21 protein-coding genes and 2 pseudogenes are annotated in these 24,811 nt (G+C 36.2%); 4 read left to right on the forward strand and 19 right to left on the reverse strand.

All coding sequences use genetic code 11. The features are described 5' to 3' along the window. Window positions 1–54: 54 nt before the first annotated feature. The 12 genes and pseudogenes from ODZ84_RS08225 to ODZ84_RS08280 all read right to left on the reverse strand — a co-directional run bounded on the left by ODZ84_RS08225 (window position 55) and on the right by ODZ84_RS08280 (window position 11,591). Window positions 55–1,533, reverse strand: a complete 1,479-nt coding sequence (locus tag ODZ84_RS08225) for a RagB/SusD family nutrient uptake outer membrane protein (RefSeq protein ID WP_266176497.1) — start codon at window positions 1,531–1,533, stop codon at window positions 55–57. A gap of 14 nt (window positions 1,534–1,547) precedes the next feature. Continuing rightward, window positions 1,548–4,382, reverse strand: coding sequence for a SusC/RagA family TonB-linked outer membrane protein (locus tag ODZ84_RS08230; protein ID WP_266176498.1), 2,835 nt, complete (start codon window positions 4,380–4,382; stop codon window positions 1,548–1,550). Window positions 4,383–4,782: 400 nt separating this feature from the next. Continuing rightward, window positions 4,783–6,111, reverse strand: coding sequence for a hydroxymethylglutaryl-CoA synthase family protein (locus tag ODZ84_RS08235; RefSeq protein ID WP_266176499.1), 1,329 nt, complete (start codon window positions 6,109–6,111; stop codon window positions 4,783–4,785). 182 nt (window positions 6,112–6,293) lie between these two features. Beyond that, window positions 6,294–8,811, reverse strand: a pseudogene (locus ODZ84_RS08240) (M1 family metallopeptidase). Window positions 8,812–8,836: 25 nt separating this feature from the next. Further along, window positions 8,837–9,103, reverse strand: a complete 267-nt coding sequence (locus ODZ84_RS08245; protein ID WP_266176500.1) for a hypothetical protein — start codon at window positions 9,101–9,103, stop codon at window positions 8,837–8,839. Window positions 9,104–9,178: 75 nt separating this feature from the next. Beyond that, complete coding sequence (locus ODZ84_RS08250) at window positions 9,179–9,352, reverse strand: hypothetical protein (protein WP_323136886.1); 174 nt, start codon at window positions 9,350–9,352, stop codon at window positions 9,179–9,181. A 29-nt stretch (window positions 9,353–9,381) separates the two neighbouring features. Continuing rightward, window positions 9,382–9,717: a hypothetical protein gene (locus ODZ84_RS08255; protein ID WP_266176501.1), complete on the reverse strand. Its 336-nt coding sequence runs from the start codon at window positions 9,715–9,717 to the stop codon at window positions 9,382–9,384. Then, window positions 9,714–9,956, reverse strand: a complete 243-nt coding sequence (locus ODZ84_RS08260; RefSeq protein ID WP_266176502.1) for a hypothetical protein — start codon at window positions 9,954–9,956, stop codon at window positions 9,714–9,716. Before ODZ84_RS08260 ends, ODZ84_RS08255 begins: the two co-directional genes overlap by 4 nt. A 42-nt stretch (window positions 9,957–9,998) precedes the next feature. Further along, window positions 9,999–10,154: pseudogene (locus ODZ84_RS08265) on the reverse strand (thymidylate synthase); the annotation flags it as partial. A 55-nt stretch (window positions 10,155–10,209) separates the two neighbouring features. Next, window positions 10,210–10,518, reverse strand: a complete 309-nt coding sequence (locus ODZ84_RS08270; RefSeq protein WP_266176503.1) for a hypothetical protein — start codon at window positions 10,516–10,518, stop codon at window positions 10,210–10,212. After that, a complete protein-coding gene (locus tag ODZ84_RS08275) occupies window positions 10,515–10,754 on the reverse strand; it encodes a hypothetical protein (RefSeq protein WP_266176504.1) in 240 nt (79 codons plus the stop codon). The genes ODZ84_RS08270 and ODZ84_RS08275 overlap by 4 nt, the downstream gene beginning before the upstream one ends. 42 nt (window positions 10,755–10,796) lie before the next feature. Beyond that, on the reverse strand, window positions 10,797–11,591 hold the full coding sequence (locus ODZ84_RS08280; RefSeq protein ID WP_266176505.1) for a thymidylate synthase: 795 nt from the start codon (window positions 11,589–11,591) through the stop codon (window positions 10,797–10,799). A gap of 458 nt (window positions 11,592–12,049) precedes the next feature. Here ODZ84_RS08280 and ODZ84_RS08285 point away from each other — a divergent pair, with 458 nt between their 5' ends. Continuing rightward, window positions 12,050–13,078 carry a sensor histidine kinase gene (locus ODZ84_RS08285; RefSeq protein WP_266176506.1) on the forward strand — a complete coding sequence of 343 codons (1,029 nt, stop codon included), beginning with the start codon at window positions 12,050–12,052 and terminating at the stop codon, window positions 13,076–13,078. Beyond that, window positions 13,075–13,788 (forward strand): LytR/AlgR family response regulator transcription factor, encoded by a 714-nt coding sequence (locus tag ODZ84_RS08290; RefSeq protein WP_266176507.1) that lies wholly within the window; start codon window positions 13,075–13,077, stop codon window positions 13,786–13,788. Before ODZ84_RS08285 ends, ODZ84_RS08290 begins: the two co-directional genes overlap by 4 nt. Window positions 13,789–13,920: 132 nt before the next feature. On the opposite strand, the gene ODZ84_RS08295 is transcribed toward ODZ84_RS08290, so the two are convergent. The 6 genes from ODZ84_RS08295 to ODZ84_RS08320 all read right to left on the reverse strand — a co-directional run bounded on the left by ODZ84_RS08295 (window position 13,921) and on the right by ODZ84_RS08320 (window position 19,440). Beyond that, window positions 13,921–14,670, reverse strand: a complete 750-nt coding sequence (locus tag ODZ84_RS08295; protein WP_266176508.1) for an SDR family NAD(P)-dependent oxidoreductase — start codon at window positions 14,668–14,670, stop codon at window positions 13,921–13,923. 145 nt (window positions 14,671–14,815) lie between these two features. Beyond that, the gene (locus tag ODZ84_RS08300; RefSeq protein ID WP_266176509.1) at window positions 14,816–15,256 is read right to left on the reverse strand and encodes a hypothetical protein; all 441 of its coding nucleotides are present in this window, start codon (window positions 15,254–15,256) and stop codon (window positions 14,816–14,818) included. A 200-nt stretch (window positions 15,257–15,456) separates the two neighbouring features. Then, complete coding sequence (locus tag ODZ84_RS08305) at window positions 15,457–16,803, reverse strand: alpha-amylase family glycosyl hydrolase (RefSeq protein WP_266176510.1); 1,347 nt, start codon at window positions 16,801–16,803, stop codon at window positions 15,457–15,459. 144 nt (window positions 16,804–16,947) lie between these two features. Next, window positions 16,948–17,547 (reverse strand): IS1096 element passenger TnpR family protein, encoded by a 600-nt coding sequence (locus tag ODZ84_RS08310; protein WP_266176511.1) that lies wholly within the window; start codon window positions 17,545–17,547, stop codon window positions 16,948–16,950. 131 nt (window positions 17,548–17,678) lie between these two features. Further along, on the reverse strand, window positions 17,679–18,710 hold the full coding sequence (locus tag ODZ84_RS08315) for a sensor histidine kinase (protein WP_266176512.1): 1,032 nt from the start codon (window positions 18,708–18,710) through the stop codon (window positions 17,679–17,681). Between the two features lie 52 nt (window positions 18,711–18,762). Then, on the reverse strand, window positions 18,763–19,440 hold the full coding sequence (locus ODZ84_RS08320; protein ID WP_266176513.1) for a response regulator transcription factor: 678 nt from the start codon (window positions 19,438–19,440) through the stop codon (window positions 18,763–18,765). Window positions 19,441–19,637: 197 nt separating this feature from the next. On the opposite strand from ODZ84_RS08320, the gene ODZ84_RS08325 reads away from it, so the two are divergent. Together ODZ84_RS08325 and ODZ84_RS08330 are read left to right on the forward strand one after the other, a co-directional pair. Then, the gene (locus ODZ84_RS08325) at window positions 19,638–22,280 is read left to right on the forward strand and encodes a TonB-dependent receptor plug domain-containing protein (protein ID WP_266176514.1); all 2,643 of its coding nucleotides are present in this window, start codon (window positions 19,638–19,640) and stop codon (window positions 22,278–22,280) included. 43 nt (window positions 22,281–22,323) lie between these two features. Next, window positions 22,324–23,547, forward strand: coding sequence for a hypothetical protein (locus tag ODZ84_RS08330; RefSeq protein ID WP_266176515.1), 1,224 nt, complete (start codon window positions 22,324–22,326; stop codon window positions 23,545–23,547). A 505-nt stretch (window positions 23,548–24,052) separates the two neighbouring features. On the opposite strand, the gene ODZ84_RS08335 is transcribed toward ODZ84_RS08330, so the two are convergent. Then, entirely contained in the window at window positions 24,053–24,601 is a 549-nt protein-coding gene (locus tag ODZ84_RS08335; protein WP_266176516.1) for a hypothetical protein, read from the reverse strand. Between the last annotated feature and the right edge of the window lie 210 nt (window positions 24,602–24,811).

Consider the following 24,811-nt stretch of genomic DNA (forward strand, 5'->3'; position numbering starts at 1 on the left):
ACTCTATCCGGAGATAGAGTTTGATTAAAAAAATTTGCTGTGAAAGGTCATTCATTAATATCCGCTATTTTGAATTAAGTTTGGATTTAAATTAATTGCATCTTGAGGAATTGGTAATACAAATCTGAAGTTTCCTGCCGGAAGAGTTTTTAATGCGCCAGTAGGAGCATCTCCTCCGCCGCCATCAGCAGCAGATCCAAAATCTGATCTTACAACAGACTGTCCCAATCTTTTTATGGTCCAGAATCTGTCATTTTCGAATGCCAGTTCCAATCTTCTCTCATAATAAATGGCGTTCAGTAAATCTGTTCCTGTTTCAGTACCCGGAACGTAAGGAGAAGCTGTTGTACCATATCTTTCAGCTCTTAAAATATTCAGTAATTGAAGTGCTCTTACAGGGTTAGGGGCAGAAGCTTTCATATACGCTTCTGCAACGTTTAAATATACCTCTGCAGATCGTAAAAATTTAATATCAACAACCTGGCCTACACTTGAACCTATTCTTGTCCTGTGTTTTACCACATGATTAAATGGTGTCGAATCAGAATCTGCTCTTAAAACATAGGCAGAAGTCCGAACATCGGAATCTAGATATTTTGTAAATAAATCATAATTCACATTATATTCTGAAAGAATTCCTGATACATTCTGATTATACGCTACCCCTACATTTACATTATCTTTATTTAGGTTTGAGTTTAAAATGGTAAATAATTCTCCATCATCCGTTGCGTCTCTCCAGATATTAACGAAATTAGCATTCCTCCCTACTGAAGGATATGCCGAGATACACTGCTCCCCGAACTCAATAACCTTATCGTAGTCGCCTTTATATAAATATACTCTTGATAAAAATCCTAATACAGATGTCTTGTTCAATCTTCCGTTTGTTTCATTGCTTGTATTTATCTTTGCTAAAGCATCTTGTAAGTCTGCAATGATTTTATCATAGGTGATACTGACGGTGGCATCTCTAGATGGTTTTATATTGGGATCAAACGTAGTGACATAGGCAATACCTAATGACGAAGAAGCATCACTGCTTTGTGTTGGGATCTTTGCATAAGCCCTTACCAGATCAAAATGTGCAATTGCCCTTATCGCTTTTGCTTCAGCTTCGATATTTTTCATATAGTCTGTGTAAGGAACTTTATTGAGGTTATCCAATATTGTATTTGCCCTTGAAATTACAAAGTATGCAGACGAATATAAAGCTGTGACGGCACCCGTCTGAGGATTATATGACCATTCATAGGCCGATTTATTTGATTGTCTTCCCTGTGTATTCAAAATAAGATTATCAGCCAGAACATCTCCTAGTATAATGGAACTCCCCGTATCACCGTTGTAATAAGTCGGACTTTTAAACGCGTCGTAGGCACCATCTAAAACTAATCTATAATTAGCTTCTGTTGTGAAGATTGTTGATGGTGCATCTTGACTGTTAGGCAGAATGTCAAACCTCTCATCACTACACTGATGTAGAAACAATGTTGTCAAAGAAAGTATGGATATGTTAACTATTTTTTTCATAATTGTATTGTGTTTTAAAATTCAACTTCAAGTCCAAATAAATACGTTTTTACTGCAGGATAGCTGTATAATGCAAAAGCTCCGTTGATAAAGGTCTGCCCGGCTCCGGTCTGATTCTCTCCTGAACCGATAGATACTTCGGGATCACCTTCGAACTTCGTCCAGGTAGCTAGATTCTGACCACTTAACGATACTCTGATTTTATTTATGGGAACTGATTCTCCGAATGTTCTCTTATCAAAAGTATATCCGATGCTTACATTTCTTAACCGTATATATGAAGCATCCTGCAAAAACCGGTCTGTTATTCTTAAGCCCGTAATTCCTCCCGGAGCATTATTGGTATTGTTAGGTCTCGGCAGTACACCGGTCTGTCCAGGGGCCGTCCAGTAGTTTACAGCATCTGCTCTCATATTGCTCCTAGTTCCATTAGTATAATCCAACATATCAAAAGCCATATAATTGTATGTATAATTTCCATATTTATAGGTAAAATCGGCTTGTAAATCTAATCCTTTATACGAAAATGTTGTTCCAAATCCACCATACAATTTTGGTAAAGGAGATTTTCCGGGAAGTAGGACAGCATCATCTGAATTGTATACCTCCGTTGTCCCGCCTGATTTTGTATAATATACTTCGTTTCCGTTATCCGGATTTATCCCGGCACTTCTCACCAGGTAGAATGAAAACGGCTCATCTCCCTCTCTTAGCATATTAATACCTCCTACAATTCTTTCTGTCTCTCCATCCCTTAGTTTGTTGAGCTTATAACTCATTATACTGGTATTGGCCCTAAGACTCCATACAAAATCTTTGGATTTTATAATATCTCCGGATAAGCTGATTTCCAGACCTCTATTTTTCATATCTCCCGCATTTATAAATTGAGAATACTCTCCCCCTTCCGAACTAAGATTAGGTACAGATAATATAAAATCCTTTTTTTGATCAATAAAATAGTCTGCAGTACCTCTGATTCTATTATTTAAAAAGCCAAACTCAGCCCCATAATTTTGTGATTTGGTAACTTCCCATTGAAGATCAATATTTCCATATTCACTTTTGTGAGAGATCGTAGGAAGTGTACCATAGACATTCCCACTCATCAGAATATTATTTATATTAAGGGGAATATTATTGTATCCTCTTGTTCCTATGGATGCTCTAAGCTTTAACAAAGTTATAATGTCATTATTTTTTAAAAAATCTTCATTCGTAAGATTCCAGGCACCACTTAATGACCAGAAAGGTTCTGATAAAGTATTATTTTTCCCAAACCTGGAATCTTTATCCTGTCTTATTGACGCTGTTAAAATGTATTTCTTTGAAAAATCATATGTTAAAAATGCTCCATAAGAAAAAGTTCTGTATAGTTCATCATACCCTTGAACATTAAATGGTGTCGAAGCATTATCCAATTCACTTAATGAAGGTGAAGAAAAATTCCTTCCTGTGGCGCCTATAAAGTCATTTCTGAATTCGGTATATTCTACCAATCCAAGTAAATCAATGCTGTGCTGACCAAATTTTTTCACATAGTTTAAGGTATTTGTATTGGTATACCTGAAACGGTTTTGGTTTTGTTCAACATCACTTCCGTTAATCCCTAAAATAGTATCTAAATAGGATCCTCTTAAAATCTTAGAAGTTCTTCTAATATTATTAAAATATCCTCCTAACTGCGTTTTAAAATTCAGGCCTTCCAGAATTTTATACTGAGCGAAAATATTACCGTCAAATATTAAAGAATTAATAGTTTCAGGATTATTTTTCAGGGCTTCCAAAACAGGGAATCCTTGTTTGGTAGGATTATAACTACCGTTTGCCCTAAAAACTGGCTCATAAGGATTATATGAATACATTGCCCTGAAGGGATTCTGAACGTTATTCCTGTCGCGAATCTCCTGTGAATTTGTATAATTAATTCCTATGGACGATCCGAAACTCAATCTATCACTAGGATTAGCTTCATATTTCATCCTTCCGGTATAACGTTTATAGGCATCAATATTCTGCACAATCCCATTATCTGAGTCATAACCTAATGAAAAGGTATACTTGGATTTTTCTGTCCCTCCCCTTATCCCTATCTGATAAGATTCAATAGAAGACGTTCTGAGGATATCATTTTGCCAATTATGATCTAATGCCAGAGCAGAGGCAATCTTCGAATCCGTCCAGGCGGCATAACCACCAATACCCAGCCCCAACATTTTCTTTTCATACTCTATCTTCTCTGCAGAATTCATCATTCTAAAGTTGATGTCTTTAATTTTTTCAGAGAATCCTATTTTTGAACTGAATGTAATTACAGGCTTCCCTAATTTTCCGCTTTTGGTTGTTAAAACGATTACCCCATTTGCCCCTTGAGATCCATAGATTGCAGATGCTGCCGCATCCTTTAGAACCGACATACTTTCGTAATCGTTGGGATTTATACTGTTGAATACATCCTGAGCTCTCTGATCATTTCCTACAATGAAACCGTCAATAACAAATAATGGATTGGAAGCACCTACTGTTGTCGTAATATTTCCAAGCCCCCGGATATTTATCGCAGACCCACCACCTGGCTTACCATTTAGGGCAGTAATATCCAATCCTGCCGCCTTTCCCTGTAAGGCATTCGTCCCCATCGTTGCAGGCGAAAAATTAGACAAAGCCTTTCCTGATACTACAGTTATAGCTGAAGTTACCTCATCTTTAGATTTTTTCTGATACCCCGTTACCACTACCTCCTCAATGTTATTTTCCCTTAGTGAGTCATTTGCTTTTTTTTGTCCCATGACAATCTGCCCGGTAAAGAATAGGGCAGCCGTGGTTATCATGCATAGTTTCATATTCATTTTTTTCAATTTTAGTAATTAACCGGGACAAATATGTTAATAACCGTTAATAAATCAAATGAATACTTACCTGAAAAGCAACAGGTTAACCGTAATATATCCATCAAATTCTTACTATTTTATGATACTAAAAACATGATTGTATAATTTAAATTAAAAAATTTCTAACAAAAATATCCAGGGATATAATTTTTTTCTAACGAAAAAAAAATGTAATCATCTTATAATCTTTTTATACGACTTAAAACAATTTGTTAAAATGGCAAATTGTATGTAATACATTAACCAAAAAATAACTCACACTGATATGAATACCATATAAATATGGTGATTTAATGACTGAATTAATAAAAAAAACACCTCAATATTGAGATGTTTTAATGTGTACACAAAATTTAGTCTATTTTTGGTATCCGTAATACCTCGCTCCCTTTAATACAGGATCATCCGTTTCTACAGATTTCAGCCCAAAACCTTTATAGTTTTTGTTAACAGAAATTTCCAGCTGCTTCCGATGCAGTTTTTCATAGGTATCGAAATCAATTGCTGTTCTGTTTTTCAACTCTTCAAACAGATTCCATTTCTCAACTACGCTTTTCCAGTTTTGTGACATCCTTCCTGCAAAAACTTTGGACTTAGAACCACTTCCGTAGCCTAAAAATCCTATTTCCTGTCCTGACAGTTCCTCATTCTCATTAAACGAAGTCTGTAATGCGGAAAGTAAAGCCATAAAGATAGAAGCCGTATACATATTTCCGATTTCAGACGATGCTCTTTGAGACTTTTCGATTTTATCATTAATAAACCGGATATAATTTTCAGACTTCGCCACTGCTTTCTGCTCTTCAGGCGTTTCAAAGGAAATTCCGTTTTCCAAGCTGTAAATTTCAGTAAAAACTCTTTTTCCGTGAAATGCATAGGGAAGATGAAAAATAAGGTATTTCCAATCCTGGTAGGGTTTATCTTTTCCTGTAACGTCTTTATAATGCTGGTAAGCCTCCCGGATCCTGTCCTGATAACACTGATTGGAATACTGTCCGTCAAAAACAGGCTCATCGGTAAAGACCTCAATTTTTTCAGGGAAATTTTCAGGAGCATTCGTCAGTTCCTCCTTTTTGAAATGCCGTCTTGGCTTGAAAAAATCAAAAACACTTTCTGTAGCCACTCCCCAGTTGTTTTCAATTTCGATTAAATTGGGTTCTGAAGAAACTAGAACAGCAACAGCCCCGCCTCCCTGGGTGTATTCTCCTGAAGAAGCCAATTCATATTTTGCATAATCGCTTGCGATCACCACCGCTTTTTTATCCGGATTTACTCTTACAAAATCCAGGGAATTGTGAAGTGCATCTACTGCTCCGATGCAGGCAAAAGTGAGGTCTACTACATCACAGTTCCTCAAACACCGTGCCCCGAAGTCTTCTTCCAGCACTTTCTCTACCATCTGCATTGCATAAGAGGCGGTTGGTTTCGCAGCATCCAGGGCACTTTCCGTTCCCAGATAAATTCTTGAAATTTCTTTTGGGTGGATATTATAGTCTTTAATGAGCTTTAATAAAGCCTCTGCCGCAAAAGTGGCTGCATCTTCATGAACATCCGGTAATCCCATCTTATGCAGGCCCAATCCTTTTTCCAGTTTTGCAGGTTCAATTCCTCTTTTCTCTGCCAGATGCTTTATTTCAAGGTATAATGAGGGTACATAATAGCTTGCCGCTTCGATTCCAAAAGTCATATTATTCTAAATTTTTATACGAATTTAAAAAATGTAAACGTTTAATCACATATGATTTTTATTATATTTTAAGAAAACACCTGTTAAAAATATATTTATTATAAACTGTTCGTTAATCTTGACGAGACGGCATAAAAAAAGCACCCCCTGTCGGAAGTGCCTCAGAATATTATCTATTTTAATTATTTTTTAAAATCTTCGATCGTTTTATTAATGGCATCAATCTGCTTGTTGATGCTTGCTGCGTTCTGTGGATTTTGTTTTAGTAAATCCATTTTTTTGGCAAGTCCATCTTTTAACATCTGAACAATCATCATTTTGACCTGCGGATTATCTCCCATCTGGTCTTTGGTACGGCTCAGCATTTTAGTGATGCTTTCGGTGGCTTCTATGTTATCGGAACTCATGATCCATTGGTAACCGGCTTCCCCCGCTTTTCCCAATTCGGGATTCTGAGGAATGATAAAAGGATAGAAAGCAGCAATCTGGGCAATATTGGACATCTGAGAAGTTACTTTATTCTTGACCACCACCGGCAGCAATATTTCCACCAGGTCATCAGATGCTCCTTCAAGATCGATTTTATCTGCCAGAGCATTGATCTGTGAGGGATCAATCGCTATAATTCCTGCCAGTGAATTCGCTTTTACGGCATTGGAAACAGCACTCATTCCTTTTTCGAAAACCGGTGCATATTTTCTATTTTTCGTTTTAGCCAGGGCTTTAAGAGCAGCAGCCTGCACCAATGTTTTAGGATCGTTAGAGGCTAATTTTTCTACATCAGATCCCAGTGCTTTAAACTGATCCGGAACGGAAAGAGTCCATAAGTTCCAATGCTTTTATCCTCACCCTGAAATAAGGATCTTTCAGTGCTGCGGATAATAATTTTACAGCTGCAGGGCTTTTGCCCATCTGATCCTTAATTCCGTTCAAGGCATTATATCGGTTTTTCAGTTCTTTGGAACCCGTAAACTGCATTAAATATTGCTCCGGAGTCTTCGTTTCCGTAACATCTGCCAGCAAAACACCATCTGCATTAATGTTGATCAAATCTGCATTTTTAGAAACCTCAAAATTAAATGTATTTTTCGATTCGGCATTTACCCAGACGTTGAATCTTTTGGGCTTTCCATTGTCATAAATGTCAATCGCCAAAGGGAATTCGAATGGCTGCTCCTGATTCTGGCTTATTGTTACCGAAACTTGCTTTTTTACGGGTTCAAAAGTAGAAGAATAGGTAATTTTAGGATTTCCGCTTCCGAAATACCACTGGTTAAAGAACCAGTTCAGATCTTTTCCGGATACTTTTTCAAAAGACAGTCTTAGCTGGTGCGCTTCAGCATTCTGATATTCATGAGTCTTTAAATAATCATTCATCCCGGCGAAGAAGGCATCATCACCAAGATAGTTTCTTAACATATGCAGAATTCCGCCCCCTTTCTGATAGGTCACCAGATCGAAAACATCTTCACGGGAATCATATCCGAACCTTACCAGATTTTTTCTGAAGTCACCCGGATTATGAAGATACCGGTTAACGTCTTCCATCTGATGATAATCTGCCTGGTCTTTTCCGTATTTGTATTCGTTCCAGAGATACTCGGAATAGTTGGCGAAAGATTCATTTACCGTAAGATTACTCCAGCTTTCTGCAGTTACCAGGTCTCCGAACCAATGATGAAATAACTCATGGGCAATGGTATCTTCCCACTTATTTTCGTCGATCAGCTGTCCCGGTTTTTGTAAAATATCGCTGCCGTGTAAAGTCGCTGTCGTGTTTTCCATGGCTCCGCTTACATAATCTCTGCCGGAAATCTGCGCATATTTTGCCCACGGATAATCATAACCCATTTTTTTAGAGAAAAACTCGATCATTTCAGGGGTGTTTCCGTAAATCTGTTTTGCATAAGGTTCATATTCTTTTTCGATATAATAATCTACCGGAATATTTTTCCACTTATCTTTTACAATGGCATACTCTCCAACGCCCATAAAGAAGAGATAGGTAGCGTGTCTTTTATCCATTACCCAATGATCGGTTCTCAATCCGTTGGCTTCCTTTTGGGAGCTTTTCATAATCCCGTTTGAAAGGGTCACAAATCGATCAGGAACGGTCATATAAATTTCCTGGGTGGATTTTTGATTCGGCTTATCAATGGTTGGAAACCATGCGGAAGAAGATTCTGTTTCTCCCTGAGTCCAGATCTGGGTAGGCTTTCCTGTTTCCTTCCCCTGGGCATTGATAAAATAAAGCCCTTTTGCATCATTGATGGCCATACTTCCCTCCTGTTTCACTTCATTTGGACGGGAGGTATATCTGATGTAGACGGTGTAATCCTGATTTTTCTGATAGGTCTTATCTAAAGTGATCTTCAATACGTCATTTTTATAATCGTATTTCAGCGGGGACTTTTTACCGTTGTTATCGAGAGCAACTTCATGAATCAGCATTCCCTTTGCATCGAGTGTAAGCTCGTTAGTAGGATAAAAATAAGGAGACGCCGTTAACCACTCTTCCCCGTTCATCTGTTCCTTTTGGTAATCAAAATTCACCTTCAGCTTTGTGTGTTTCAGCTCCGTGACTTTGGTATGAGTCGCTCTGTACACCTTTTCTCTTCCGGAAGTTTCTGTCTGGGCAGACAGATGGGTACCCAAGAAAATCCCGCTCAGTAAAGCAATCGATAAAATGGCCTTTTTCATTTTTATATATTAAAAAATTTTAGAATTATTTTTTTGTTAAGATATCAAAAATATCATTAACTAAGGTTTCGTAATCTCCTTTCTTGAATTGCTCTTTTGTTTTTACAAATGCTTTTTTCAACTCACTTTCCGGGTTCTCATCATCGATGATTTCTACAGAGGCGACCCCTTTCATCTGAAGGACTGCATTTTTCAATGCTTCAATATCCGTAGGGTCTTCGGTATTTATTTTTAAATATTTCATAATATATTCTTTAGTAAAAGTATTTTCTTTTTCTCCCTGGGTGATCACAAAACTGATTTTTGGACTGGGAAAATTCTATCTCTATCCCTGCAGTTTCGAATGTGAACTTTTATTCAAATTTATTTAAAGCGAAAATGCATCCTGTGCCCTAGCCTTAGTCATCCATTTATTATTGTTGATAAAGATATTGGTTTCTAAGGTAAAATCCTCAAAATCAAAACTGGAAATATCTTTAATGTCAGGATTCAGTTTCATCGTGGGAAGCGGACTCATTCCCCGGGACAATGGTTTATTCACTTGTTTAAATGATTATTGATAATGAGATATTACAAAAAAAGTAAAGCCTGAGGCTTCACTTTTATTATTTTATAAGATGTTTTAATATCCGGATCTTGTTTACAGTGCCAAAATAATGTAATAAGTATTTCTTCTGTTTTGATCTCATAGATCAACTTAATCTGTTTCTTTCCGATAAGTGTATATTTTAAATCCGGAAATTTTTCTAAAGACGGATGTTTCACAATATCATCAATGATTGTCTGCCTGAATTGTGCAATATCATTTTTTAAAACAGCAATTTCTTTTGCAGTCCATTTAGCTTCAAGAAAATATATAATTTCTTTCAACGATATTTTCGCTGTTTCTGAAATTGTTATTTTCATTTTTTATCAAATATTTCATTTAATAAATCATCTGTCAGTTCCTCAGTCTTTCCGTTTATATATTCATTTTCACTTTGCTCCATTACTTTTGAGAAATATTCGGAGTTTTCAATTTCATCCCATGAATAGGTTTTATCATTTTCGGAAATTTCAATACTGTTAATCCCTTTAATCTGTGACAAAAGTTTCTTAATGAACGGAACATCTGCGTATTCGTCTAAGCTGATTTTAATTTCCATACTAACTGAATTTACCTCAAAGTTAATAAATTATTACTGAAATTAAATGGCAACAGGCGCTTTAATTCCCGGATGCGGATCATAGTTTTCTAAGGTAAAATCCTCAAAATCAAAACTGAAAATATCTTTAATGTCAGGATTCAGTTTCATTGTGGGAAGCGGTCTCTTTTCGCGGGACAATTGCTTATTCACCTGTTTAAATGATTATTGTGATAATAAGATATTACAAAAAAGTAAAGCTTGAGGCTTCACTTTATTTATTAAACAGTTTTTGAATACTTTCCGGATTTCCTTTAGAAGGCAGAAATAATAAGATTTCTACAGAATGATCTTTCAGATCAAAATATACTTTAACCTGTTTCTTTCCTAATAGTGCAAATCGTAACTGACGTTCTGCTTCAATAGTAGGATACGAAATCATGTTATCCTTAAAAGACTGAATTAATTTATCTAAATCTCTGTTAAGTATGGTAAGTTCTTTTTGTGTCCAGTGCTCATTCAGAAAATCAGTTATTTTTCTAAGACTCTCAATTGCGTCATCTGAAAATATTATTTTCATCACTTTTTAAAAATAGAATGTATCAAATCCTGAGAATATTCCTGATATTCACCATTTTTAATTTGATTGCGACTTTTAGCGATCATATCTTTAAACGCATCAGAATTCTCTGCTTTTCTCCACAGATCTGCTTTATCATTTTCGGAAATTTCAATACTGTTAATCCCTTTAATCTGTGACAAAAGTTTCTTAATGAACGGAACATCTGCGTATTCGTCTAAACTGATTTTAATTTCCATACTAACTGAATTTACCTCAAAGTTAATAAATTATTACTGAAATTAAATGGCAACAGGCGCTTTAATTCCCGGATGCGGATCATAATTTTCTAAGGTAAAATCCTCAAAATCAAAACTGAAAATATCTTTAATGTCAGGATTCAGTTTCATTGTGGGAAGTAGTCTCGTTTCGCGGGACAATTGCTTATTCACCTGCTCAAAATGATTATTGTAAATATGAACATCCCCGAAACTGTGCACATAATCTCCAACTTCAAGATCACAAACCTGCGCCACCATCATTAATAACAGTGCATAACTCGCAATATTGAATGGGACTCCCAGGAAAACATCTGCACTTCTCTGATACAGCTGAAGCGACAGTTTTCCGTCTGCTACATAAAACTGAAATAAAGCATGGCAGGGTGCTAATGCCATATTAGGGATTTCAGCTACATTCCAGGCTGAAACAATAAGCCTCCTGGAATCCGGATTTTTCTTAATCTGATCGATCACCTCGGTAATCTGATCCACTACTTTTCCGTCTGCTCCGTTCCAGCTTCTCCACTGTGCTCCGTAAACAGGACCTAAATCTCCGTTTTCGTCAGCCCATTCGTCCCAGATGGAAACGCCGTTGTCCTTTAAGTATTTAATATTCGTATCCCCTTTTAAAAACCACAGCAATTCATAAATAATAGATTTCAGATGCACCTTTTTTGTGGTGACCAAAGGAAAACCTTCTGACAGATCATACCTCAGCTGATATCCGAAAACACTTCTGGTTCCCGTTCCTGTTCTGTCTGTTTTATCGGTTCCGTGATCTTTAATATGTCGTAAAAGGTCTAAATAATTCTGCATTTTCCTGAAATTTTATCGTTAAAATCTACGCTGATTTTTTGCAAAATAAAGGATTTTTAAATTAATAAAGATCTTTTAAAATTGGAAAATAGAAATCTGTAACGATAGAAAAAACCAATACTTCTATGAAATCGGGCTGTTGGTCTATTACTTTTGATTTTTGCCTGCCCAGAATAGAATTTTGTCATCGTAAATTATATGCTGAAAATATCCCTTATCTGTAGGAATATTCATTTTCGGTTTAAGGGAGACTGTAGCTGGTGACCATCTGCAACTCATGTATGGTATCAGCCGGGATTTTTCGGCACAGTTTTATCATCAAGGGTATATAAAAGAAGCTTTAGTATTAAATATAAAAGAAATGGTAGAAAAAATTCTAAATTCACTCCTTCAGAAGTTTCATCAGTCAGGATTTTTTGAAGGTTTAAAGAAATATAAAATTTAACTGAGACAGTAGAATGGTCGATCTAAAAAATAGAAATGTCGAAATCAGCCTGCATTTTTTGATCTGGCTGGCTTTATTCTTTCTTCCGGCCGCATTTTCTGTGGGTTCGGATACAGACTGGATAGGGCTGTTCCGTCACTTTTGGCTCCAGTTGATTTTCCTGGCGGTTGTTTTTTATGCGAACTACACGTATCTGGTAAAACATCTTTTTGAGGATAAAAAAATCGGGTTCTTTCTGGTTAATTTAGCCTTGATTTTGGTTTTAATATTTCTGAAAAATCAAATTTCCGACTGGCTTGAGCCCAATCGGCGCAGACATCTGTTGAAGCGTCCCCCTGCGGCATTATTCTATTTTATGGATACCCTGATCTATATGATTCCGGTAGCCTTTTCCATTGCTATTAATGCCGGAAAAAAAATACAGAAGGCGGAAGAAATGAAAATAGAAGCCGATAACATCAAGTTACAGTCCGAACTTCAACACCTGAAGTATCAGCTGCAGCCTCATTTTTTCTTCAATTCGCTGAATAATATTTATTCATTAATTGATTTTGCTCCGGACAAGGCAAAGCAGAGCATTCACAGTCTGAGCAAACTGATGCGGCATCTGTTGTATAAAACTGATGTTCCTGCCATAAGCCTCCCGGAAGAAGTGGAGTTTTTAAATAAATATATTGAACTGATGTCATTAAGACTGACGGATCATATCAAAGTTTACACCAATTTTCCAAAGTCCGTTCCTGACATGAAAATTGCACCTCTTCTTTTTATTTCAATTGTTGAAAATGCTTTTAAACACGGAATTTCTGCAACACAACATTCTGATATTCATTTTAAAATGGAGATTTCAGAAAATGACATTTATTTTACAGCATCCAATTCTAATTTTCCGAAAACAGATGCTGATAAAAGTGGTTCAGGAATTGGAGTGGAGAATCTGAAAAAAAGACTTCATCTGCTTTATCCGGGAAAACATGAATTTCATTCCTGTCTGAACAATGACCTGTATATTGCGGAAATTAAAATTACAACAGACTCATGAGAAAACTGACCTGCCTGATTGCTGATGATGAACCAATGGCACTGAACTTAATCGAAAGCTACGTTCTTAAGACTCCTTTTTTAGATTTAAGATCCAAATGCAGCAGTGCGATTGAAGCCATGCAGAAACTTGAAGATGAAAATACCATTGATCTTTTTTTTCTTGATATTCAGATGCCTGATCTCACCGGCCTGGAATTTTCTAAACTGCTGCCTTCCAAAAGTAAGGTGATTTTTACAACGGCATTTGACCGGTATGCCATTGACGGGTATAAAGTAAATGCCCTGGACTATCTGCTGAAACCTTTTGATTACACTGAGTTTCTGAGTGCAGCCACGAAAGCAAGAAACTATTTTGAAAATCTTCAGTCGGTTCCGGAAAAAAAGCAGGAATTTTTCTTTGTAAAGTCTGAGTACAAACAGATCAAGATTAATTTTTCAGAGATTCTTTTCATTGAAGGCCTTAAAGATTATGTAAAAATATTTCTGAAAGGACAGCCGAAGCCGATATTGACTTTAATGAGCCTAAAGAAGCTGGAGGAAGAACTTCCCGCGGAAAACTTTATGAGAATTCACCGTTCATACATTATTGCCCTCGATAAAATCGAAGCGATTGAAAGAAATCAGATTGTCATCGGTAGCCAGCAGATCGCCATTGCACCCAATTATAAAGATGCTCTGATGGTGTATATTACCGGGAAGAGCTTTTAAAATAAAGACCGGCTGATCCCTAGTGTCATTATTCAAAGATAGGATTTACCTTTATTATTCCGCCCCTGATTACCATAAAAAAAACGAGCTCTCAAAAAGCCCGTTTCTTATGTATGAATCAAAATTATATAATCAGACTGCAGTATAACCCCCGTCAACAAGATAATATCCGCCTGTCATGAATGACGATTTATCAGAACTTAAAAATAAAACCAGTTCTGCCACTTCTTCCGATCTTCCCAATCTACCCATCGGGTGTTTTGCGATCAGTGCTTCTTTCATATCTCCGCTTGCACTTTCCAGTAATGGTGTTTCGATATATCCCGGGCCCACGGCATTGCAGCGGATATTTTTCTGTCCGTATTCTGCTCCGATATTTTTGGTGAGTCCTACGACGGCATGTTTTGCAGAAGTATATGCCGATGAAAGTGGTGCCGCAACCGCCCCGTGAATCGAAGCGATATTGACGATAACGCCTCCCCCATTCTTATTCATCTGCTCCAACTCGTATTTACATCCGTAGAAAACACCGTCTAAGTTAACGCTTAATACTTTTCTCCAGCTGTCCAGGCTATAATCCCCGGTCAGCGCCTGTTCGCCTCCGATTCCGGCATTGTTACAGGCAATATCCAGTTTTCCATAAATTTCTACGGTTGACTTTATCAACGCCTCCACCTGTTCTGCATTCGAAGTATCTGCCTTTACAAATGCAGCTTCGCCTCCTTCCGATTTAATTTTTTCAACGGCACTTTTACCATGCTCCTCATTAATGTCTGATACAATAACCTTTGCACCTTCTTTTGCATAGGCCTGGGCAATGGCTAATCCTATCCCTGATCCGGCACCGGTTACCAAAGCTACTTTATTATTTAAAATTCCCATATTGATAAAATTTTAATATGATTTTTATTAAATTAACTGTATACAATTTACGGATTAAAATCTCTATTAGTTTCAGAGTAAGCAATAAAGTTTTCTTAAATTTCAGTACTTTGAAAGTTAAAAATACAGGGATACCGCTGTGATCTCACCATATCTCCTGAATGGTCTGAGTAGTATTATTGACAGAAAAAGTATAACCTGCATGCAGCCCCAGCATTGCTTTTGCCAAAGGCGCTTCTACCGAAACTGTCATTATTTTCTGATTTTCAAGAATAAGTTCTCCGATGGGCGCTGCAATATAAAACAGACCTCTGTCTGTCTTCACCAAGGCTCCGTTCTGTACCTTTAATGAAAGATCCGACGTTATTTTCTGAATAAGATTCTGCTGATTTAAAACTTCATTCAGCTGTCTCTGAAGGTTGTTGATTTCCTGCTGTAGCATCTCCCGTCCGGTCTCATATTTATCTCCCATCGAACTTTTGGTATCATTGCTTGAGGCTCTGGTTTCTGCAATGAGCTTTTCTAAATTCTGAATTTTTTCGGAAATTTTATGCTTTACCGTATCCAGAATCTTTTCCTTATCCATATTAAAAAAAATTTGTTACTATCAATTTTCCAAATGTATCAAATTATTTTAATTTTCGACAGCCGTATTCTTTTTGCATCATTTATTTTTATGTATAACTGACTTTTAAGCGCTACATCTTACAAATTAAAAAGAGGCAGTCTGATGCAGACGCCTCTTTCACTGTATCGAAATCCTAAAATTATTTAAGATAATAACCATTATTTTTCAAAGACCACAAAATCTGAAACTTTGAAATAAAAATCTTTACTTTCATTAAAGTCTCTTTTGGTTCTGTCAAATACATTTCTGAAACTTCCTGATAAATGTTCATCGTTGATTTTGAAGTCTACGGGTTCTTTCGACATATTTAAAACGACTAAAACCTCATCTTTCCCATTTTTTCTGAGATAGGCGAGAATTTTATCAGCAGCGGTGGTATTTAACAGATACGTCGTCACAGCAGGATCACCTCCTCTCAGCGCAGGATTTGAAGCTTTTAAATTTAATAATGTTTTATAGAAGTCGGCCATCTGGTACGTATTTTTCCACTGGATCGCATCTTTCTCGAAGAATTCCAGTCTTTTCATGTTGGGCAGCTCCTGACCGGAATATAATAGGGGAACTCCGTTCCAGGTAGCGGAAAACACCGCCATGGGTTTGGTAATCACTGCATACTTTTCATACTCCGTACCGTTCCAGGAATTTTCGTCATGATTGGTTGTAAACCAGGCTCTCATCGAACCATCTCCGATGGCTGAATACTGTCTTAAAAGATCTGTCAGACCCTGAAGCGGTTCATTCTTTTTATAGTAGTCTGCCGATTTATGCATCCACTTCCAGGAATAGCTAGCGTCGAAAACTTTTCCGTATTCAGGGCTTTCCAGCTCATCAAATTCGCCCAGCCAGAACAGAGGTTTTATTTTTTCTACTTCGGGACGGGCCTGCTGCCAGAAATCCACCTCCACCCAGGAAGCGAGATCACATCTGAATCCGTCTATATTGGTTTCCTGAACCCAATATTTCATGGCATCAATCATGGCGAGGCGCATCTTCTGGTTTTTATAATCCAGCTCTATAATGTCATCCATTCCGGAAGCACGGTGAAAACTCCCATCTTCATCTTTTAAATAAAATTCGGGATGCGTCTTCGTCCATACGTGGTCCCAGCCCGTATGATTGGCCACCCAGTCGATGATGACCTTAAATCCTAATCTGTGAGCTTCATTTACCATATGTTTAAAATCATCCAGCGTTCCGAATTCCGGATTGATCGACGTATAGTCTGAAGCGGCGTAAGGACTTCCCAGGCTTCCCTTTTTATTTTCCTGTGCAATCGGAGTAACCGGCATAAACCAAAGTGTCCGGACTCCCATTGATTTCAGTCTCGGCATTTCTTTTTCAAATGCTCTGAAGGTTCCTTCTTTTGTATATTGTCTTACGTTTACTTCATAAATATTGGTGGTGTGCTTCCAGTCTTTAGGCAATTCCGTCATCTTTTTGGTATTTTGAGTGGTACAGGAAACAAGTCCCAGACCGATTACAGCTGATAAAATTAATCTCTTCATTAATTCTCTTTTAACAAAAATAAGTATTGTGTTTATAAAAGCATCTCTTTTTTGGCGAAAAAAATGAAAAATTATCTCTTAGCCGGATCAATAAAAAAGCCCTGAATCTGCATTCGGGGCCTGTATATTTAAAATATTTTCTAACTATCTGTCGTCATCATTATCATCTTCATCATCGAAAACATCATCATTGTAGTCATCGTCTTCGTCGTCATCGAAACTGTCATCGTCCTCATCTGAGAAATTGGTATTCCCTCCCAAATCATCATCGAAACTAAAATCATCATCCATTAAAGGCATTGCCGATTTTTTCTTAGATCCTCCAGCATTTCCGCTTTTGCTGGGCGCTTTAAGAGGTACGTTTCCGAACCGGTATACCGTAATCGGATAATTTACACCCTTCGTTTCTTCAATAACCTCCACAAGCTCGCAGAAAAATTCCCAAAGATCAAGAAGTCCATATTGAAACTGAGCTTTATCGCCGGCATTTTCAAATGCCTCGTCAATATATACATCCGACATAATCTCGCCATCTCCGTCATCACTCATGTCTTCCAACGGAACCCCTTTTACAATTGTTCCATCTTCTTCCAATAAATTAAAAGTGGAAAGTTCCTCTCCCTGAAGACTGAACGCACTTTTAATTCCTAAGTGTAAGTTCCATAGCGTTTGTTTTCCTTTTACCTCGATATCACGGAAAATATCTTCTTTTGCATCTAATATTACGCGGATTTTATAAACCATATCAGTTTTAAATTACTTTTTGCCTTAATTATTATGATAAATCTGTATTGCAAATATAAAATAAATGAAAGGTGACAAAAAAATATTTCTGGATTTTTTAAAATATTTTTTTTTCTTACATTTTGCGAAAATTATTTACTTTTTTCAAGCATAAAACTGAATTTTGTTCCTTCAAGGTAGACACTCTCTACGGTAATGTTTTCATTATGAGCTTCAAGAATATGTTTCACAATAGCCAATCCCAGTCCCGAGCCCCCTTCACGTCTGCTGCGGCTGGTTTCCACCCGGTAAAATCTTTCGAAAATTCTTGGCAGACTTTCCGGCTTGATACCCATTCCGTTATCGATCACTTCAATAAGGACCTTGTTTTTGAGAATGCTGGTTTTCACGACGACTCTTGCTTCCTGCCTGTTGGCATAATGAATGGCATTGGAAATCAGATTGATGAAAACCTGCGATACTTTCTGTTTGTCTGCATCCACAAAGATCTGAGGATGTAGGGTCTGGATCTGTAATGTGGTATTGTGTTTTTCTGCTTCAAGATCAAGAAGGTCAAAAATTTCTTTAATCAGGAGATTGACATCAAATTTTGATACGGTAAGATTAATTTCTCCGGCTTCAAGCCTGTTGATCATATCCAGATCCGTCACAATGGCAATCAGGCGCTCTACGGATTTATCAATTCTCTCTAAATATTTATCCCGGATCGTAAGGTTGTCTACTCCACCGTCTCTGAGTGTCTCAACATATCCCTGAATCGAAAACAGCGGGGTCTTAAGCTCATGAGAAACATTTCCGATGTACTCCTTACGGTAGCTTTCCATCTCCTTCATCATGTCAATTTCCGTGACTTTCTGCTGGTTGAGGTCGGAAAATCTTTCTCCTAATTCTTTGATGGTAATATTTTCGTCATTATCATGAACAATTTCCTGAGGCAGAAGCTGCGAGAGACCCCGCACCTGCTTTTTACCATAATAATTGAAAAGCAGCTCCAGGACTACATAATTGATGATAAAAATAAGAACAAGACATATAACTAAGCCTATTTTAAAGAATGGAGTGCTGTAATAGATATCCTTCAGCGAATCAAAAATGATCACTAAAAGAAACATCACCAACGTCAAAAGACAGGAGGCGACGAGGGTAAGTCTGTAAAATTTCAATTTTACAAAGTTTTTAATGGTTGATATAAAGGTAAAAAATTGAAATTGAGTATTAAACAATAAGTTTATACCCAATTCCCTTTAAGGTCTGAATGGTATTGATACCAAGCTTTTCTCTTAATCTCCTGATATGCACATCAATCGTTCTTTCGCCCACGATCACATCATTGCCCCAGACTTTTTCCAGAATTTCTTCTCTCTTGAAAACTTTTTCGGTGTTTGAAGCCAAAAGATACAGCAGATCGAATTCTTTCTTCGGAAGCAGAAACTGCTGTCCGCTTTTAGAAACCCTGAAGTTATCTTTATCAATGACCAAATCACCGATTTCAATTAATTTAGCATTATCCGAAACCTGGGAAGTTAGCTGCAAGAGTGCATTCACTTTGGAAATAAGGATTTTCGGTTTGATCAGCTTTACAATATAGTCATTGGCGCCTGCCTGAAAACCGGCTAACTGAGAAAACTCTTCACTTCTTGCAGAAAGGAACACGATTAATGATTTTTGCAGCTCTTTGATCTTTCGGAGTTCCTGGCAGGTTTCGATCCCGTCTTTTTCGGGCATCATGACATCTAACAGGATGAGATCGGGAATGATTTCTTTAGCTTTTTCGATACCTTCGTTACCGTTTGTGGCTGTATGGATATCGTAGCCTTCTTTTTCTAAGTTGTAAGACAGAATCTCTAAAATATCCAGTTCATCGTCTATTAAGAGGATTTTCTTTTGGTTCATTTTCAATTTTTACGATTCAAAGTTAATAATATTTTAATCACAGATGGATAAAACGGGTATCGTTCACATAAAGTTAACAATAAATTCCTTTTGTTAATGTTTAGTTAAGAAAAATTTAAATTTTACTAAACCATTTACAACTGTATTCTTTTATTCCTTTGCACCGAAAGAATCTAGTAAATAAAGGAAGTAAAATAATGAAAATTTATAAACTTAGCGTTGCAGTCTTATTTTTGTCCGGATCCGTAGCCTATGCTCAGCAAACAGAGCAGGATACCATTACGAAGGAGAAAAGAATTGAAGGCGTAGTAATCCAGGGAAACAGCAGTAAGAAAACCGAAACTGCCGTATTGGGAGAACAGAAGAAAGCGATTATTCAAAAGCAGGCTGTAAGTGCTGAAGAAATTTCCAGAAAAGGGATTTCCAACGTAGAACAAGGTCTTACCAAGGTAACCGGAATCACGACGGTAGAAGGAAGAGGGCTTTTCGTAAGAGGTCTGGAGGAAAGATACAACTACCTGTTGATTAACGGTCTGGGATCTCCTTCTAACAACCCTTTTCAGAAGATTATTGCCTTAAAGCAGTTTCCTACTGACGTTGTAGGTAAATTAAACATCTATAAAACATTCAACTCCAATCTTTACGGAGATTTTGCAGGAGCTACTTTCGATATCGAAACTTTAACGATTGACAAGCCTTTTACGAAGGTGGAGTTCAGTGTCGGAGTGAATACTTTAAGCACTTTCAGAGATAATTTTAAAGTTTCTGAGGGGGCAGATGGAATGGAAGGATATTTAGGATTGAATTCCAAAGACAGAAGGCTACCAGATGAGATCAGAAATTCAAGACCCAGTAATTACAAATTTACAAGTGATGAATCTTTAAATTCTTTTAAAGACTCTTGGAATGTAGATAATGTAAAATCAATGCCTAATACAAGTATTGGGTTTACAACTGCTCAGAAAGTGAAATTAGGCACTGGAAATTTAGGAATTTTATTTTCATTAAATCAAGGAACTAAATTCGAATATAAGGAGGGAGATAATAACCAATTTAGATCTCAGGGTGAAAATTCCTTCATAGACAATATGAATTTTCTTAGCCGTAAGCAGTACAATTATGAAACAGAATCTTCGGCTTTACTAGGATTTGGGTATAAAAATAAAGGGACGGCTATTAATCTAAATGCATTTTATCTACAGAATACCAATAACATTATCGAAGATAATTTCGGATATAAAGATAATCTAGTACAAAATAAAAATTCAGGTTTCTTTAGAACCAATCAATTGGATGTTTCAAGATTTTTAGATCTACAGTTAACTGCTTCTCAGAAAATCACTGATAGACATCAGATAAAAGCTGGAGCAAGTTATGTAATCAATAATTACAGCCAACCAGATAGAAAAATTATTGATGGTAACCGTACCGATCCAAACACTGGAGAAATATTACCTGAAAATATGATTCAGATGCGTTATGGTGGAAATAACCTTATTCGTCAGTATTTAGATGTAGATTCCAGATTCTACGGTTCTGCTTTTGCTGAATATCAATTGTCTTTAGGTGAAAAAGGAGATCGAAAAGATTATCCTATCCAAATTGCAGTAGGTTATAATGGATTCTCTGATTTCAGAAAAACTTCTTACAGATTTTTATTTGGACGTACCACAAATGCTTCTTTAGCACCATTTGTGATAAATGTTGATACACCACAAAATACATTCGATACATCGATAAAAAATGGAGATTTATTTTATCAGGAAGGTTCTGATATCTCCCAATTCTATTCAAGTTTCTATCAGATCATTAACGGAGGGTATGCTAATATCAATTTTAAACCTACTGATTCTTGGGATGTGTTAGTAGGAGCAAGATATGAAAATGATATGACTCTTATCCGTTATTCAGATCAAGGTGCTGACATAAAAAATAATCTTGAGAAAAATAAAGATTTTTTCTTACCATCATTAGCAATAAAAAAAGCTCTTAATAATAAAAATAATTTAAGATTTGCTTTCAGTAAGACTGTTACCCGCCCTATTCTTATCGAGACAATGCCTATTAAATATATTAGCCCTGATAATGTAAATATTGTAGGAAATCAAAATATTCAAAATAGTGAAAACTATAATTTTGACTTGAAATGGGAATACTTCCCAACTTCAAAAGAGATGTTTGCTGTTAATTTATTTGCAAAAAGAATTGATAATGCAATCGAACGTTCACTAACAGCATCTGCAGACGCGACAGGTTCTACAATTACATTCTTTAATGCAAAAAAAGCAGAATTATACGGAGTTGAACTAGAAGGAATTATAGGTTTAAACAGAATCTCGGAATCTCTTAGAAATTTCACATTAGGTGCTAATGCTACTATTATGCATTCTAACGTAGAAAGAAGTCAGGAGCAGTTAAATATGGAAGAACCTACATGGTTTAAAAATACTGGAGAAACATTACACAAAAGAGGTTTACAAGGCGCAGCTCCTTACACGATCAATGCTGATTTAAAATATGAAATTAAGAATCGTAATAACCTTTCTCAGACCTTCTCCCTCGTATACAATGTTTCAGGAAGCAAGATTTATGCAACAGGAGGAACGGGTACAGATAATTATTATGAAAAGCCTTTTCACCAAGTAGATTTCGTATATCAAGGTCAATTGACTAAAAACTGGAATCTAAAATTTGCAGTCCAGAATATCCTTGACAGTAAGTATAAAATAATGTTAGGTGAAAAAAGTTACCTCCCACTTAACCTAGAGAATGGTAACAATGCTCTTGTAAATTACTACAGAGGAATTACATTCAATTTCACTGTAGGTTATACATTCTAAAAGATAAATTTAATAAGTAATAAAGAATAAAATAAGTATAAAAATGAAAAGAAGATTTTTACCATTAGTAACATTAACATTTGCGTTAACAATAGCCTTAAACTCATGTACAATTGAAGTGAATGACGGCTTAGGAGACGGTACTGCTGTTACCACTCCTGGAACTACTGAAAGTGTATTGAGCGGAAGCGGCACATTATCAGGAATTATCTCAAAAGACCTTTTAATTAAAAAAGGAAACTATACATTAGACGGAATCGTAAAAGTAACCAACAACGCTACTATTACAATTGAAGCAGGAGCAACATTTAATGTTGTCACTACTAAAACAAGTGGATTGGTAATTCTTCAGGATGGTAATATCAATGCAGTGGGTACTGCCTCTGAGCCTATTGTATTTACTACTTCCACAAAAACTCCGGGTGACTGGGGCGGAATTACAATTTACGGAAATGCACCTATCAAAGCTGTAAACGGAAATACGTCAGCACTTTCTGAAGATGGTAACAATGTTTACTATGGAGGAAATAATGCTAATGATAATTCCGGAACCATGAAATTTGTTCGTGTGGAATATGCAGGTAAAAAAATTGGTGACGGTACTTCTGAAACCAACTCTATGACCTTCTACGCTGTAGGAGCTGGTACAACATTAGAAAATCTTGTTACTTACAAAGGTACTGATGATGGTTACGAATTCTTCGGAGGAACAGTAAGTGCAAAAAATATTGTTTCTTATGGTAATTTTGATGATTCTTTTGACTGGCAGGATGCCTGGAGTGGTCAAAATAACTCTAACTGGTATGCGTTTCAAACAGGAACAGGAAACTTCGGTATGGAAATCGAAGCATCCGGTAATGCAGATAACGTTGCGCCAAAAGTCTCAAACATTACACTAATCAGAGATGTCAATACTAATCCTGAATCTGCCAACTCTCCTGAAATTTCTGCAATCCAGTTCAAAAAACACGGAACAGGTATTTTCTCGAATGTATACATCAGCGGTTACAAAAATATCGGAACTCAGAAAGCGTATTCAGTACTTATCCAAGATGCTGCTACAGAAACCAGTCAGGTCAACACAAATAAAATTGCTGTGACTCCAATGACTTATTTAAATTCTGATAATCCTGGGGTTTGGGGATATGCATTCTCCCCTAACGGAGCGAAGGTTTTCACAAACGCTACCACAGTTACAAAAGTAGTTTTAACTCCGGGAGCGTGGGCTACGGTAGATGGCGTAAACCTTTTGGCTGGATTACAATAATGAGTAATTAGTTTCTTCATATCAAATTTAAAAAATCCATCAGAGTTTTATTCTGATGGATTTTTGTTATACTACCTGGAGTATAGATCTTATTAAGTACTAAAAATTCAAAATGCAATTGAGTCCCATCCTGTATAAGTTTATTGCGCCCTAACTTTACCAGTTGACCTTTCTATTGAAAATTATTTAGGTATCTGTGAATAATACCCGTATTTATGATCAACAAAATATATCAAAATTAGATGTTCTTGCTCATTTACATCATAATAATAGAGGCCAACAGACTATCATTGTTCTTAATTAATTTCGTCTTAATTCCTTCATAGCCTTTGTCTTTCGATTAGTACAAATTATTAAACATTTTGAATTTCGATACCACTTGTATTAAATTCTTCATAAATATCATTAAATAAAATGTTATTTGAAAAGTATTTTTCAAAGTTCTTGTATCCTTTAATTTTTATAATAACCCTTTTTTCTCTTTTTTGAAGTGATTCTTCTATATTTATAAGGCAATCTCTAAAGGATGAAATTCCGTTCCGAAATAACCATATAATTTAAAAAAAGATTTTCCAATCTCATAATATACATCCAAATCTATTTTAACATTTGATAAATCAATAGTTATTATCGGATTAATATTATCTATAGTATTTCTTATTCCTCCTAGAAAATAGCAACCTCTTAAGTAATAATATTTTTGTTTATTATTTAATTCATACCATCGTATTTTTTCCTTTTTGTCAGAAATTAATTTGAAGTTATCTATGTAACCCTGATTGTATATTCCTAAAGGATCCTTAAGCACACCCATTAAAATAATACGATCTGTCTTAAACAAAATATCCGAAATATTAAAACTATAGCTGTTTTCAAAATTTTTAAACGAGATTCTTATAATTGTATTTTTAGTAAAGGCTTCTCCACATTGAAGATCAACAGATTTAATATCAATTTTCTTTATAAGTATTTTATCTAAGCCATTTCCATTTTTTAATTTAATATATTTAGCAGACAATAAAATCTTATTTTCTAATAAAAGCTCTATTTTCATTTTAAGGCACTACTTGTTGGAATTTGTATATTTTTTTGATAATCATGGTCAATAACTACTCCTTATTTGCCTGGTAGATGCTGAATAATTCTACTTCCATTTAAACTTGTTCGAGGAACCTTTCTGAAAATTACGGCTCTGAATGCTGATTGATAAAATTAAGTATTTACCATCGATGACCGTCGTAACCTGGCTCAGAAATCCTGAGTG

It is taken from the genome of Chryseobacterium fluminis, from assembly GCF_026314945.1.
Classification (GTDB): Bacteria; Bacteroidota; Bacteroidia; order Flavobacteriales; family Weeksellaceae; genus Chryseobacterium; species Chryseobacterium fluminis.